Raw genomic sequence first — 13,733 nt, 5'->3', positions numbered from 1 at the left:
TGCGGGCCGCCACGATGACCCCCGGCGGGCAGTCGTCTCGGCGTACTCTCGCCGGCCGACTGCTGGGCGGGGATGGCCGACGCCCCGGGTTGCCGCTCGGTCACGCCGGCACCTCCGTGGTGCGTTGGGACGCCACGATCTCGGCGTAGGTGGGGCAGGCCGTCAGCAGGTCCTCGTGTCGGCCCAGGCCGACCACACCGCCGTTCTCCAGCACCACGATCTGATCGGCGTCGATGATGGTGGAGACCCGTTGCGCGACGATGATCACCGCGGCGTCGGCGGTGACCGGCCGCAGGGCCGCCCGTAGGCGCGCGTCCGTGCCGAGGTCCAGCGCGGAGAAGGAGTCGTCGAAGAGGTAGATCTCCGGCCGTCGGACCAGGGCGCGGGCGATCGCCAGCCGCTGTCGCTGGCCACCGGAGACGTTCGTGCCGCCCTGGGCGATCGGGGCCGCCAACCCCTCCGGCATGGCCTCGACGAAGTCCCGGGCCTGGGCGATCTCCAGGGCCGTCCAGAGTTCCTCGTCGGTGGCCTGCGGGTTGCCGTAGCGCAGGTTGCTGGCCACCGTGCCGGTGAACAGGTACGGCCGCTGGGGCACCAGCCCGATCCGGTTCCACAGTTGCTCCGGCGCCAACTGCCGCACGTCGACCCCGTCGACCAGTACGGCACCGGAGGTCACGTCGACCAGCCGGGGGATCAGCGAGAGCAGGGTGCTCTTGCCGGCCCCCGTACTGCCGATGATCGCCGTGGTGCTGCCCGGTGTCACCCGGAAGGAGATGTCCCGCAGCACCGGCTCGGCGGCCCCCGGGTACTGGAACCGCACCTGGCGCAGTTCCAACTCGGCTCGGCTGGTCACCTCGACGACCGGGTCCGGGGCGGGCAGCACGGAGGACTCGGTGTCCAGCACCTCCGTGATCCGTTCCGCGCAGACCGCCGCCCGCGGCACCATCATCAGCATGAAGGTGGCCATCATGACGGCCATCAGGATCTGCATCAGGTATTGCAGGAAGGCGGTCAGCGCACCGACCTGGATGGCGCCCTCGTCGACCCGCTGACCGCCGAACCAGAGCACCGCGACGCTGGAGACGTTGAGCACCAGCATCACCACCGGGAAGATCAACGCCATCAGTCGGCCGGTACGCAGGGCGGTCGCGGTCAGGTCGGTGTTGGCGTTGGCGAACCGGGCCGTCTCGTACGGCTCCCGGACGAAGGCCCGGACCACCCGGATGCCGGTGATCTGTTCCCGCAGCACCCGGTTGATGGTGTCGATCCGGGTCTGCATCAGCCGGAAGCTGGGCACCATCCGCCGGATGATCAGGCCCAGCAGGATCGCCAGCACCGGTACGCAGACCAGCAGCAGCCAGGAGAGCCCGACATCCTCCCGCAGGGCCATCACCACTCCGCCGACGCTCATGATCGGGGCGGCGACCAGCATGGTGCAGCTCATCAGCACGAGCATCTGCACCTGCTGCACGTCATTGGTGTTGCGGGTGATCAGCGAGGGGGCGCCGAAGTGGGCCACCTCCCGGGCGGAGAAGCGGTTGACATGCCCGAACAGGGCCGCCCGCAGGTCCCGGCCGAAGCCCATGGCGATGTGGGCACCCAGGTAGACCGCCGCGATCAGGCAGATGATGTGCACCACGGTGAGTGCCAGCATCCAACCGCCGGTACGCAGGATGTAGTCGGTGTCTCCCCGGGCCACCCCGAGGTCGATGATGTCGGCGTTGAGGCTCGGCAGGGCCAGTGAGGCGATGGTGCTGACGAACTGGAGCAGCACCACCATGGCCAGGGGCCGTCGGTACGGGCGCAGGTTGCCGCCCAGCAGCCGGATCAGCATGTCGGATCTCCCGCGGGTCTGCCGGCTGGCTCCTTCTGGCCGATGATCTCAAGGAGGAACTGCCGGATGACGGCCGCCTTGGTCGGGTCGGCATCGACCGAGGTGAGGGGGCGGCGTGCCTGGATCATCGCGGTCAGGGCGTCCACCCGGTCACGGCCGGTCGGGGTCAGGGTCAATTTGACGGTACGCCGGTCGGTGCCGTCCCTGCGGCGCTGCACCAGGCCGTCGCGCTCCAGGGTGTCGACGATGCCGGTGAGGGTGGCCGGGCGGACGAAGCACAGCTCGGCCACCGCGCGGTGCGGCAGTTCCCCGTGCTCGGCGAGGGCCATCAGGGCGACCATCCCGGCCTGGGTGAGACCGTGCTCCTCGGCCAGATAGCGGTTCCACCGCTGGCCGGTGAGGTGCCCGGCGACCACCAGGAGGCGGCCCAGCGGCACGTCCCCGAGTTGGACCAGTTTCATGTCGGTAGATTAGATACCAGACAGTCAGGGGCCAAAGTATTTTCGGGGATGTGCCACTCACCAACTCGTCGGCAACGGCATCCCCTCGGTGTAGCCGGCGGTGCTCTGCACCCCGACCAGGGCCCGGTCGTGAAACTCCGGCAGGGTGCGCGCACCGGCGTAGGTGAACGCGCTGCGTACCCCGGAGATGATCTCGTCGATCAGGTCCTCCACCCCGGGCCGGGTCGGATCCAGGTACATCCGGGCCGAGGAGATGCCCTCCTCGAAGATCGCCTTGCGGGCCCGGTCGTACGGGCTGTCCTCACTGGTGCGGGCGCTGACCGCCCGCGCGGAGGCCATCCCGAAACTCTCCTTGTAGCGGCGGCCGTCCTCGTCGGTGTAGAGGTCCCCGGGGGACTCGTAGGTGCCGGCGAACCAGGAGCCGATCATGACGTTGGAGGCCCCGGCGGCCAGGGCCAGGGCCACGTCCCGGGGATGGCGCACCCCACCGTCGGCCCAGACGTGCCGGCCCAGTTCCCGGGCGGCGGTCGCACAGTCGAGCACCGCCGAGAACTGCGGCCTGCCCACCCCGGTCATCATCCGGGTGGTGCACATCGCCCCCGGACCCACCCCGACCTTGACGATGTCCGCACCGGCCTCCACCAGATCGCGTACCCCGTCGGCGGTGACCACGTTGCCGGCCGCCACCGGGACCCCCGGATCCAGCCCGCGCACCGTCCTCAGTGCGGAGATCATCCGCTCCTGGTGGCCGTGCGCGGTGTCCACGACCAGGGTGTCCACCCCGGCCGCCAGCAGCGCCGCCGCCTTACCGGCCACATCGCCGTTGATTCCCACCGCCGCCGCGATCCGCAGCCGCCCCTTGTCGTCCACCGCCGGCCGGTACAGGGTGGCCCGCAGGGCCCCCTGCCGGGTGAGTACCCCGACCAGCCGCCCCTCCTCGTCGACCACCGGGGCCAACCGGCGTCGCCCGACGGAGAGCCGGTCGTATCCGGTGCCCGGATCCGCCCCCGCCGGCACGGTGTGCAACTCGGCCGACATCACGTCGCGCAACTGGGCGAAGCGGTCCACCCCGACGGTGTCCGCCTCGGTCACCACCCCCATCGGGCGACCGGCCTCGTCGACCACGATCACCGCGCCGTACGCCCGCTTAGGCAGCAGGTGGATCGCGTCGCCGACGGTGTCCGAGGGGCCGAGGGCGATGGCGGTCTCGTACACCAGGTGCCGCTGCTTGACCCAGGTGACCACCTCGGCCACCACCTCGATCGGGATGTCCTGGGGAATCACCGCGATGCCGCCTCGGCGGGCCACCGTCTCGGCCATCCGCCGACCGGCTACCGCGGTCATGTTCGCCACCACCAGGGGGATCGTGGTGCCGGTACCGTCGCCGGTGGCCAGGTCGACATCGAGCCGTGAGGCCACCTCCGATCGGGCCGGGGCCATGAAGACATCGTTGTAGGTCAGGTCGTACGCCGGGGTGGTGCCATTGAGGAAACGCACCCGGCCATCATTGCCGCCGATGCCCGTCCGCGCCGCCGCTGGTGGAGGAAACCACCCGCTCAGCCCAGCACCAACGCCGCCGCCACCACGACCATCACCACCGCGATCAGGCCGTCGAGCACCTGCCAGACCCGGGGACGCGCCAGCAGGGGAGCCAGCCGGTAGGCACCGACACCGAGGGCGGTGAACCAGCACACACTGGCCAGGGCGGCTCCCACCCCGAACCACCAGCGGTGCTGGTGCTGCTGGGCGATGCCGCCGAGCAGCAGCACGGTGTCCAGATACACGTGCGGGTTCAGGTAGGTGAAGGCTAGGCAGGCCGCCAGGGTCGCGCCGAGCCGGGCCGGGGGCCGGTCCGCGGGGGTCAGGGCCCCGGGGCGCAGGGCGCGGCGGGCGGCCAGGATCGCGTACCCGATCAGGAAGGCGGCACCGCCCCAGCGGATCGCGGTGAGCACCTCCGGTCTACCGGTCATCGAACCCACCCCGGCGATCCCGACCCCGATCAGCAGGGCGTCCGACACCGCGCAGGTGAGCACGACCGGCACCAGGTGTTCCCGGCGCAGGCCCTGGCGGAGCACGAAGGCGTTCTGCGCCCCGATCGCGACGATGAGGGCGATGGACAGGGTGAAACCGGCAACGGCCGAGGTGAGCATGGGTCGACCGTAGGGGTGCAGTGAATCATCAGTCCAACTAAAGATTCTTCACAAGGTTAAGCTCAGCTTCATGACCGGTCTGGACTCCGCCCATCTCCGCACCCTGGCCGCCGTGGTCGAGGAGGGCAGCTTCGAGGCGGCCGGTCGGCTACTGCATGTCACCCCCTCGGCGGTCAGCCAGCGGATAAAGGCCCTGGAGGAAACCGTCGGGCAGGTGCTGGTCCGACGGCAGCGGCCCTGCCAGGCCACCGAGGCCGGACGTCCCCTGCTCCGCCTGGCCGGGCAGCTAGCGTTGCTGGAACGGGAAGCCCTGGCCGACGCGCGTGGGCCCCTCGGTGGCGACCCTGGTCGTACCCGGGTGGCCGTCGTGGTCAACGCCGACTCCCTGGCCACCTGGTTCCCGGCCGCCCTGGCGCGGTTGCCCGCCTCGCCGGAACTCTCCTTCGACCTGCGTCAGGACGACCAGGATCACAGCGCCGAACTGCTGCGCGCGGGAGCGGTGATGGCCGCGGTGACCGCCCAGCGGGAGCCGGTGCAGGGTTGCCGGGTACGCCCACTCGGCGCGATGCGGTACCGGGCCCTGGCCACCCCGGCGGGGGTACGACAATGGTTCCCCGAGGGGCTGACCCCGACGGCCCTGGCCGCCGCACCGGTGGTGGTCTTCGACCGCAAGGACCGCATCCAGTACCGCTTCCTCAAGGCCCTGGCCGGTCACGACCTGGACCCACCGGTGCACTACGTGCCGTCGGTGCCCGCCTTCAGCGCCGCCATCCGCCTGGGGCTGGGGTGGGGGATGGTGCCGGAGCAGATCGCCGACGAGGACCTGGACTCCGGCCGCTGCGTCGACCTGGCCCCGGGCCGGGTGGTGGACATCCCGCTGTACTGGCAGCACTGGCGACTCGACTCACCGGTGCTGACCGCACTCACCGCCGCGGTGGGTGCGGTAGCCGCCGAAACCCTCCGCTGATCCGCCGCACGACCGTCGGCCGCTGAGCTGCGCGGTGCGACGTCGTGCAGTGTTAGGAGGGGACCCCTTTACTACCCCAGGCGTTAACAGGGGGCCCTTCCTTACACCTCAGGCGATGGTGCAGATGGCGGCGCCGGCGGTGATCACCGCGCCCACCTCGGCGGCGAGGCCGCTGACCGTGCCCGCCTTGTGGGCGTGCAACGGCTGCTCCATCTTCATCGCCTCCAGCACCACCACCAGGTCACCCTCGGCGACGCTGTCCCCCTCGGCCACTGCGATCTTGACGATGGTGCCCTGCATGGGGGAGGTCAGCGAGTCGCCACCGACCACCGCGCTGACGGCGGCACCACCACGACGGGTGGGCTTGCGGGCGGCCGGGGCGGCGGAGGCCGAACCGCTGGTCAGGCCCGCGGGCAGGCTGACCTCCAGGCGCTTGCCGCCGACCTCGACCACGACGGTCTCCCGCTCGGCCGGGCCGGCGGTCGCGTCGGCCACGCCGGTGAACGGTGGCACGATGTTGTCGAACTCGGTCTCGATCCACCGGGTGTGCACGGTGAACGGCTCGGCGGTGAAGGCGGGATCGCAGACCACCAGACGGTGGAAGGGCAGCGCGGTGGCCATCCCCTCGACCACCATCTCGGCAAGCGCCCGACGGGCCCGCTCCAACGCCTCCGTCCGGGTCTCCCCGGTGACGATCAGCTTGGCCAGCAGCGAGTCGAAGTTGCCGCCGATCACGTCACCGGCCGAGATGCCGGTGTCCACCCGTACGCCGGGGCCGGTGGGCAGCCGCAGGGCGGTGACCGTGCCGGGGGCGGGCAGGAAGTTGCGCCCCGGGTCCTCGCCGTTGATCCGGAACTCGATGGAGTGCCCGCGCGGCGCCGGGTCCTCGGTGAAGCGCAGCTTCTCCCCGTCGGCGATGCGGAACTGCTCGCGTACCAGGTCGATGCCGGCGGTCTCCTCGGTGACCGGGTGCTCCACCTGAAGCCGGGTGTTGACCTCCAGGAAGGAGATCGTGCCGTCGTTGCCGACCAGGTACTCCACCGTGCCGGCACCGTGGTAGCCGGCCTCCCGGCAGATGGCCTTGGCGCTGTCGTGGATCTGGGCCCGCTGCTCGGCGGTGAGGAAGGGCGCCGGGGCCTCCTCTACCAGCTTCTGGTGCCGGCGCTGCAAGGAGCAGTCCCGGGTGCCGACCACGATGACGTTCCGGTGCTGGTCGGCCAGGACCTGCGCCTCGACGTGGCGGGGCCGGTCGAGGTACCGCTCCACGAAGCATTCGCCCCGGCCGAAGGCGGCGACCGCCTCCCGGGTGGCCGACTCGAACAGCTGCGGGATCTCCTCCATCGTGCGGGCCACCTTCAGACCCCGCCCGCCACCGCCGAAGGCGGCCTTGATGGCCACCGGCAGGCCGTGTTCGGCCGCGAAGGCGATCACCTCGTCGGGGCTGTCGACCGGGTCGGGGGTGCCGGGGACCAGGGGCGCACCGGCCCGCTGGGCGATGTGCCGGGCGGTGACCTTGTCACCCAGGTCGCGGATCGCCTGGGGGGTGGGGCCGATCCAGGTCAGGCCGGCGTCGATGACCGCCTGGGCGAAGTCCGCGTTCTCGGCGAGGAAGCCGTAGCCGGGGTGCACCGCGTCGGCACCGGACCGGGCCGCCACATCGATGATCTTGTCGATGCGCAGGTAGGTCTCCGCCGCGGTGTCACCGCCCAGGGCGTACGCCTCGTCGGCCAGGGTGGCGTGCAGGGCGTCCCGGTCGGAGTCCGCGTACACGGCGACACTGCCCAGGCCGGCGTCCTGGCAGGCGCGGATCACGCGTACCGCGATCTCGCCTCGGTTGGCGATGAGAACCTTGCGCACCTTGGTGGCTCCTCCCGGGGGTTACTGACCGGGAGTTTAGCGACCGAACCGGCAAACCTAACGGGCGCTCAGTGTGGGATGGCGCACGGATTGGCCCGTTATCGATACGGCGTGGTGTCGTACCGATGTGATTCGTTACCGATGACGATGGTGGCCGACAGCGGCCTCAAGCGGGGAGAAGCGATGATTGAGACCAGAGGGCTGCGCAAGTCGTACCGCAGCCGGGCCGGTCGGGAGACGAAGACCGTCGACGCGGTACGCGGGGTGGACCTGGACGTGGCGGCGGGCGAGATCTTCGGGTTCCTCGGCCCGAACGGCGCCGGCAAGACCACCACCCTGCGGATGCTGGCGACCCTCATCGAGCCGGACGGGGGCCAGGCCACCATCGCCGGCGCCGACCTGCGCAAGGACCCGGGCGAGGTACGCCGCCGCATCGGCTATGTGGCCCAGGGCGGCAGCACCTGGGACGAGTCCACCGGTCGGGAGGAGCTGGTGCTCCAGGCCCGGCTGTACGGCATCTCGAAGGCCGAGGCGCAGCGCCGGGCGGTACGTGCCCTGGAGGCCTTCCAGCTCACCGAGTTCGCCGACCGCAAGTGCAAGACCTACTCCGGTGGCCAACGTCGCCGGGTCGAGATCGCCCTCGGCATCATCCACGAGCCGAAGATCGTCTTCCTGGACGAGCCGACCACCGGCCTGGACCCGCAGAGTCGGGCGCACATGTGGGACGAGATCCGCCGGCTGCGCACGGACGGCATGACGGTCTTCATCACCACCCACTACCTGGACGAGGCCGACGCCCTCTGCGACCGCATCGCGATCATGGATCACGGCGAGGTGGTCGCCGAGGGGACCCCCGCCGGGCTCAAGCGGGAGATCTCCGGCGACGTGGTGCAGCTCGGCCTGGGCCACAACGCCGCCGTCGAGGCGGAGAAGCTGCTGGCCGCCGAGGAGTACGTCAGCCGGCTGGAAGCGCTTGAGGAAGGCGGCCTGCGCCTCTTCGTCGACGAGGGGGCCACCGCCATTCCGCGCATCCTGCGCCGGGTCGACAGCGCCGGAATCGAGCTCAGGTCGATCGAGCTGCACCGCCCGAGCCTCGACGACGTCTTCCTCACCAAGACCGGCCGCTCGCTGCGCGAGTCCTGACCCGACCAGGAGAACTGATGAAACTCGCCCGCGACACCTGGCTGATCTTCCAGCGTCAACTGAACCTGCTGCTGCGCAACCCGGTGTGGGTGTTCGTCGGCGTCTTCCAGCCGGTGATGTACCTGCTGCTGTTCGCCCCGCTGCTCAAACCGGCCCTGAACGCGCCCACCCAGGCCGAGGCGTACAAGATCTTCGTGCCCGGCCTGCTGGTGCTGCTGGCCATCTTCGGGGGTCTGTTCCAGGGCTTCGGTCTGATCGCCGAGCTGCGTGCCGGGGTGATCGAACGCTCCCGGGTGACCCCGGTCAGCCGACTGGCCCTGCTGCTCGGCCGCTCCCTGCGCGACGTGGTGTCGCTGCTGGTCCAAGCGGTGATCATCACCCTGCTCGCCCTGCTGTTCGAGCTGCGGGTGTTCATCGGCGACCTGCTGCTGGCCTACCTGATGCTCGCCCTGATCGCGCTGATGACCTCGGCGGTCTCCTACGGGGTAGCGCTGAAGGTCAAGAGCGAGGACGCCTTGGCCCCGCTGATGAACACGGTCGCCCAACCGGTGCTGCTGCTCTCCGGCATCCTGCTCCCGCTGGCCTTCGCCCCCGGCTGGTTGCAGGGCATCGCCAAGTGGAACCCCTTCTCCTGGGCGGTGGACGGCACCCGGGCCCTGTTCAGCGGGGACATCGGCAACGACAAGGTCTGGCAGGGGCTGACCATCATCGCGATCCTCGCCGCCGCCGGGGTCTACTGGGCGGCCCGCCAGTTCGCCCGCAGCGTCCGCTGAGGTGCAAGGAAGGGCCCCTTATTAACGCCTGCGGTAGAGCAGGGGCCCCTTCTTAACACCCCGGCTCAGCAGGGAGAGAGTTCGCTCTCAGGGCAGGTAGGGCAGGCGGCACCCGCTTGTAGCTTGGGCGGGTGTCCCGCCTCCGTCACGACCGGATCACCTGGTTGGCGTACGCCCAACTCGGTCTGTGGGGTTTCTTCCTCTACGGGTTCGGCCCGGTGGTGCCCCTGCTGCGTGATGAGCAGGGCACCAGCGCCGCCGTCGCCGGCCTGCACAGCACCGCCCTGGCGGCCGGTGCGCTGGCCGGCGGGGCGCTGTTCGCCCCGGTCGCCCGGCGATTCGGTCGAAGCCCGACGATCTGGCTGGGGCTGGCCGGGGTGGCCGTCGGGGTCAGCGGGCTGGCCCTGCTCCGCCCGCTACCGGCCACCCTCGCCATCGTCATGGTGATCGCCACCGCGGGGATGCTGGTGGTCAGCGGCGTGAACGTGCTGCTCACCACCCGGCACGGGCCGGCCGCTCCCGCAGCCCTGGCCGAGGCCAACGCCGCCTGCGCCGGCATGGGCATCCTCGCCCCGCTGGTGATCGGGTACACCGTGAACGCCGGCTGGGGTTGGCGCCCCGGCCTGTCCGTCGTGGTCGCCCTGATCGCCTTGGTAGCGGTGGCGACCCGCACCCCTCGGGTACGCGCACCGCAGGTCGCCGCCGTAGCAGCCCGCCGGAGGCCGGTGCCGCCTGCGGCCGGTAGGCGGCGGCTACCCAGGGCGTACTGGATCGCCTGGGGGCTGATGGCGGTCACCGGTTCGATCGAGGTCTGCCTGTCCCTGTGGACCGCGGACGTGCTGCGGGTGCACGCCGGAATGCCGTCCGGTGCCGCCTCGGCGGCGGTGGCCGCGATCGTCGCCGGCATGTTCGTCGGCCGGATCTTCGGCGGGCGGGTGGCCCTCCGGTTCCGCCCGATACCCCTCCTGCTGGCCGCCCTGGGGGTGTCCCTGGCCGGGTTCAGTCTCTTCTGGGTGGCCTCGGTCGGCTGGCTGGCGGTGGTCGGCCTGGTGGTGCTGGGCCTGGGCAACGCCCTGCACTATCCGCTGGCCATCTCCCTGGCCCTGGCCGTCGCCGCAGATGCCACCGATCAGGCGGCGGGCTGGTCGGCGTACTCGATGGCTGTGGGTTTCGGGATCGCGCCGGTCGCCCTCGGGTGGATGGCCGACGGGGTCGGGACCCACCTGGCCTTCCTGCTGGTGCCCGGCTTCATCGCGTTGGCCGCGCTGCTGGCGGTACGACTCGGCCGGGCCCTGCCGACCCCGGCCCCCGCTTCCGTGTGATCTACCGGCGGTGCAGGGTGTCCACGGCCCGTAGGGCGATGTCGACCGAGGCGTGAAGTTCCTCGCGGCTGGCCCCGGCCGCGGCGTGCACCGCGTGGCCCTCGCTCAGGGCCATCACGAATCGGGCGAGTGCCCGGACATCCGTGTCCTCCAACAGATCACCCTCGGTCACGGCCCGGGACAGGCGTTCCTCCAGGGCCGACTCGGTGGCGGCGCGGCCGGCGGCCAGGATCTCGGCGATGCCGGCGTTCTCCGGCGAGCAGGCCAGACCGCCCTGGATGGAGAAGCAACCAGCGGGGTGGTCGGTAGCGGTCAGGCCGTCGGCGCTTGAGCGCAGAAAGGCCTCGATCGACGCGTACGCGCTGGGCTGGTCGAGCGCGGCACGGGCGGCGGCCACCTGGGTCTCGTGGTAGCGGGCGAAGGCCCGTTGGAACAGTTGCTCCTTGCTGCCGAAGGTGGCGTACAGGCTCGGCCGGTTGATGCCCATCGCGCTGGTCAGGGCGCTCAGCGAGGCACCTTCGTAGCCGTGGCGCCAGAAGACCTCGGTGGCGCGATCGAGGACGGCCTCCTCGTCGAAGGCGCGGGGGCGTCCGATCGGGCTCATGCCGTGCAGTCTACCGCTTGGTACAGAAGTGATCCAAGCCACCAACCGATCGGTACAAAACTCTGTTACGTTGACGTGCAACCGATCAGTACAGAAGGAGAGACATGACCGTCACACTGGTCACCGGCGCCAACAAGGGCATCGGCTTCGAAACCGCCAAGCAGCTTCGCGACCTGGGCCACCGCGTCTACCTGGGCGCCCGCGACCTGGAACGGGGCAAGACAGCGGCGGCAGCCCTGGGCGCCCACTTCGTCCAGCTCGACGTCACCGACGACGCCTCCGTACGCGAGGCCCTGGCGGCCATCGACGCGGCCGAAGGTCGCCTGGATGTCCTGATCAACAACGCCGGCATCCTGGGGGCCGGCGAGATCGACGGGCCGAAGGCCCGACAGGTGTTCGACACCAACGCGGTGGGCATCGTCCGGGTCACCGAGGCCGCGTTGCCGCTGCTGGAAAAATCCTCGAACCCCGTTGTCGTCAACGTGTCCAGCAGCATGGGCTCCTTCTGGGCGGTGAACAACCCCGATCGGCCGGAACACCACCTGCCGTTGACCCTGTACGCGGCGTCGAAGTCGGCGGCCACCATGCTCACCGTCCAGTACGCCAAGTGGCACCCGGGCATCAAATTCAACGCGATCGAGCCCGGCCCCACCGCCACCGACTTGACCGCCGCCTTCGGCTTAGGACGACCGGCCGCGGAAAGCGCCAGGACGGTCGTACGCCTAGCCACCCTGGACCCGGACGGCCCGACCGGCACCCTCACCGACGAGCACGGCGAACTGAACTGGTGATGAAGATGACAACCCAAGAAGATATGCGTACCTGGTATCTGCGCTATGTCGCCGCCCTCAACGCCCACGAGTTCGACGGGATGGACGAGTTCATCAACGACCGGGTCCTGCTCAACGGCAATCCGGGCACCCGGGACGACGTCCTAGCCGTCCAGCGACAGGACGTCGAAGCCGTCCCGGACCTCCACTGGGAGGTCAAGGAACTGCTGTTCGACCGCAACCGCATCGCCGTACGCGCGATCAACACCGGCACTCCGGTCAAGGAATGGCTAGGTGTCGACCCTACCGGGGCCTCCTTCGAGATCGTCGAGTACGCCATCTACGAGGTCAGTGAGGGCCGGTTCGTCCAGATGACGGCGCTGCACGACTCCGCCGAGCTGCTTCGACAGCTCACCGCCTGAGCAGGTTCGGACGCCCGGACGTCGGGCGTCCGAACCAACGGCCGGTCCCGGCTCGCCCCACCGATTACTCGCAACTGACGAATGGAACCAGCAATGACAACGATCGGAATCATCGGTGCCGGCGAAGTCGGCAGCCAGATCGCGCGTGCGGCAGTCGCCACCGGCTATCACGTCGTCATCGCCAACTCCCGGGCACCCGGGACGCTGCACCGTCTCGTGGCCGAGCTGGGTCCCTCGGCGCGCGCCGCATACGCCGCGGACGCCGCCGCGGCCGGGGACTTCGCCGTCGTGGCGGTACCCCTCAGACTCGCCAACGACATGCCGGTCGACGAACTTGCCGGCAAGATCGTGCTGGATACGAACAACTACATGCCCTGGCGCGACGGCAACTTCCCGGTCATCGACTCCGGAGAGAAGACGGTCCACGAACTACGCCAGGAGCAGCTCCCGACCTCGAAGGTCGCCAAGGCGTTCACCCACATTCAGGCACCCCGGCTGCTCACCGCCGCTCGGCCTGCCGGCGCCCCCGACCGGCTGGCCCTGTCGGTGTCGAGCGACCATCCCGAAGCTGTCGAACTCGTGACGAGACTGTACGACCAGTTCGGCTTCGACACCGTGGACAACAGCCCGCTGAGCGAATCCTGGCGCACCGAACCGGGCCAACCTGCCTGGCTCCGGCACGCACATCAGAACCGAGAAGAGTTGGCCCTCAACCTGGCCCGAGCCCGACGCACAGTTCAGGTCTAGCCGCAGCCAGACGGTGGCCGCTGCGGTCAGTGCACCCGGGCGAGGGTCAGGCCGTCGGCGATCGGCAGCATCACCGCCTCCACCCGTACATCGGCCAGGACCTGGTCGTTGAAGGCGGCGATGGCCCGGTCGTCCTCGCTCTGCGGGGCGATGACCCGGCCGTGCCGGAGCACGTTGTCGACCGCGATCACCCCGCCTGGCCGCATCCGGGGCACCAGCTCGGCCCAGTACACCGGGTAGCCGGTCTTGTCGGCGTCGATGAAGGCGAAGTCCAGGTACCTCTCGTTCGGCAGCTCCCGCAGGGTGTCCCCGGCCGGGCCGATCCGCAGATCGATCCGGTCGGCCACCCCCGCCCGGGCCCAGTACCGGCGGGCCACCCTCGTGTACTCCTCGGAGATGTCGAAGCAGGTCAGCCGCCCGCCGTCGACCAGACCCCGGGCGATCGCCAGCGCGGACAACCCGGTGAAGGTGCCCACCTCCACCGCCTGCCGGGCACCGAGAAGCCGGGTCAGGAAGGTCAGGAAGGCGGCCTGCTCGGGGGCCACCTGCATGGAGGCGCGCTCCGGCAGCAGGGCCAGGGTCTCCTCGGCCAGGTCACGGATCACCTCGTCGGGAGGGGTGCCGTGCGCCACGAGATACCCGTGCAGTTCGTCGGTGAGCGGAATCGACTTGCGGGTCATGCC

The 13,733-nt window shown here is 70.3% G+C and carries 14 protein-coding genes; 7 read left to right on the top strand and 7 right to left on the bottom strand.

Annotation, left to right across the window (positions count from 1 at the left end; translation table 11 throughout):
* Positions 1 to 100 precede the first annotated feature (100 nt).
* Genes OIE53_RS18370 through OIE53_RS18355 form a run of 4 tightly spaced genes read right to left on the bottom strand, consistent with a single transcriptional unit; the run spans position 101 to position 4,445 of the window.
* The gene (locus OIE53_RS18370; protein WP_327022770.1) at positions 101 to 1,834 is read right to left on the bottom strand and encodes an ABC transporter ATP-binding protein; all 1,734 of its coding nucleotides are present in this window, start codon (positions 1,832 to 1,834) and stop codon (positions 101 to 103) included.
* A complete protein-coding gene (locus OIE53_RS18365) occupies positions 1,828 to 2,295 on the bottom strand; it encodes a MarR family winged helix-turn-helix transcriptional regulator (protein WP_327022769.1) in 468 nt (155 codons plus the stop codon). Before OIE53_RS18365 ends, OIE53_RS18370 begins: the two co-directional genes overlap by 7 nt.
* Positions 2,296 to 2,352: 57 nt before the next feature.
* Entirely contained in the window at positions 2,353 to 3,792 is a 1,440-nt protein-coding gene (locus tag OIE53_RS18360) for a GuaB1 family IMP dehydrogenase-related protein (protein WP_327022768.1), read from the bottom strand.
* A gap of 59 nt (positions 3,793 to 3,851) precedes the next feature.
* Positions 3,852 to 4,445, bottom strand: a complete 594-nt coding sequence (locus tag OIE53_RS18355) for a LysE/ArgO family amino acid transporter (protein WP_327022767.1) — start codon at positions 4,443 to 4,445, stop codon at positions 3,852 to 3,854.
* Positions 4,446 to 4,515: 70 nt separating this feature from the next.
* On the opposite strand from OIE53_RS18355, the gene OIE53_RS18350 reads away from it, so the two are divergent.
* Complete coding sequence (locus OIE53_RS18350) at positions 4,516 to 5,412, top strand: LysR family transcriptional regulator ArgP (protein ID WP_327022766.1); 897 nt, start codon at positions 4,516 to 4,518, stop codon at positions 5,410 to 5,412.
* Positions 5,413 to 5,520: 108 nt separating this feature from the next.
* Here the strand turns inward: OIE53_RS18350 and OIE53_RS18345 are convergent, their stop codons facing one another.
* A complete protein-coding gene (locus OIE53_RS18345) occupies positions 5,521 to 7,269 on the bottom strand; it encodes an acetyl/propionyl/methylcrotonyl-CoA carboxylase subunit alpha (protein ID WP_327022765.1) in 1,749 nt (582 codons plus the stop codon).
* 183 nt (positions 7,270 to 7,452) lie between these two features.
* Between OIE53_RS18345 and OIE53_RS18340 the strand changes: the two genes are divergently transcribed.
* The 3 genes from OIE53_RS18340 (at position 7,453) to OIE53_RS18330 (ending at position 10,507) form a co-directional block, all read left to right on the top strand.
* The gene (locus OIE53_RS18340) at positions 7,453 to 8,412 is read left to right on the top strand and encodes an ATP-binding cassette domain-containing protein (RefSeq protein ID WP_327022764.1); all 960 of its coding nucleotides are present in this window, start codon (positions 7,453 to 7,455) and stop codon (positions 8,410 to 8,412) included.
* Positions 8,413 to 8,429: 17 nt separating this feature from the next.
* Positions 8,430 to 9,185 (top strand): ABC transporter permease, encoded by a 756-nt coding sequence (locus tag OIE53_RS18335; protein ID WP_327022763.1) that lies wholly within the window; start codon positions 8,430 to 8,432, stop codon positions 9,183 to 9,185.
* 131 nt (positions 9,186 to 9,316) lie between these two features.
* Complete coding sequence (locus tag OIE53_RS18330; RefSeq protein ID WP_327022762.1) at positions 9,317 to 10,507, top strand: MFS transporter; 1,191 nt, start codon at positions 9,317 to 9,319, stop codon at positions 10,505 to 10,507.
* A gap of 1 nt (position 10,508) precedes the next feature.
* Here the strand turns inward: OIE53_RS18330 and OIE53_RS18325 are convergent, their stop codons facing one another.
* The gene (locus OIE53_RS18325) at positions 10,509 to 11,111 is read right to left on the bottom strand and encodes a TetR/AcrR family transcriptional regulator (RefSeq protein ID WP_327022761.1); all 603 of its coding nucleotides are present in this window, start codon (positions 11,109 to 11,111) and stop codon (positions 10,509 to 10,511) included.
* Positions 11,112 to 11,215: 104 nt separating this feature from the next.
* Between OIE53_RS18325 and OIE53_RS18320 the strand changes: the two genes are divergently transcribed.
* The 3 genes from OIE53_RS18320 to OIE53_RS18310 all read left to right on the top strand — a co-directional run bounded on the left by OIE53_RS18320 (position 11,216) and on the right by OIE53_RS18310 (position 13,050).
* Positions 11,216 to 11,902, top strand: a complete 687-nt coding sequence (locus OIE53_RS18320) for an SDR family NAD(P)-dependent oxidoreductase (protein WP_327022760.1) — start codon at positions 11,216 to 11,218, stop codon at positions 11,900 to 11,902.
* 5 nt (positions 11,903 to 11,907) lie between these two features.
* The gene (locus tag OIE53_RS18315) at positions 11,908 to 12,303 is read left to right on the top strand and encodes an ester cyclase (protein WP_327022759.1); all 396 of its coding nucleotides are present in this window, start codon (positions 11,908 to 11,910) and stop codon (positions 12,301 to 12,303) included.
* 93 nt (positions 12,304 to 12,396) lie between these two features.
* Positions 12,397 to 13,050 (top strand): NADPH-dependent F420 reductase, encoded by a 654-nt coding sequence (locus tag OIE53_RS18310; protein ID WP_327022758.1) that lies wholly within the window; start codon positions 12,397 to 12,399, stop codon positions 13,048 to 13,050.
* A 26-nt stretch (positions 13,051 to 13,076) separates the two neighbouring features.
* Here the strand turns inward: OIE53_RS18310 and OIE53_RS18305 are convergent, their stop codons facing one another.
* Entirely contained in the window at positions 13,077 to 13,730 is a 654-nt protein-coding gene (locus tag OIE53_RS18305; protein WP_327022757.1) for an O-methyltransferase, read from the bottom strand.
* Positions 13,731 to 13,733 lie beyond the last annotated feature (3 nt).

This window comes from Micromonospora sp. NBC_01739 (assembly GCF_035920385.1).
In the GTDB taxonomy this organism is placed as follows: Bacteria; Actinomycetota; Actinomycetes; order Mycobacteriales; family Micromonosporaceae; genus Micromonospora.
Note: the sequence above shows the minus strand (reverse complement) of the source record. Positions and strands in the feature narration are given on the sequence as shown.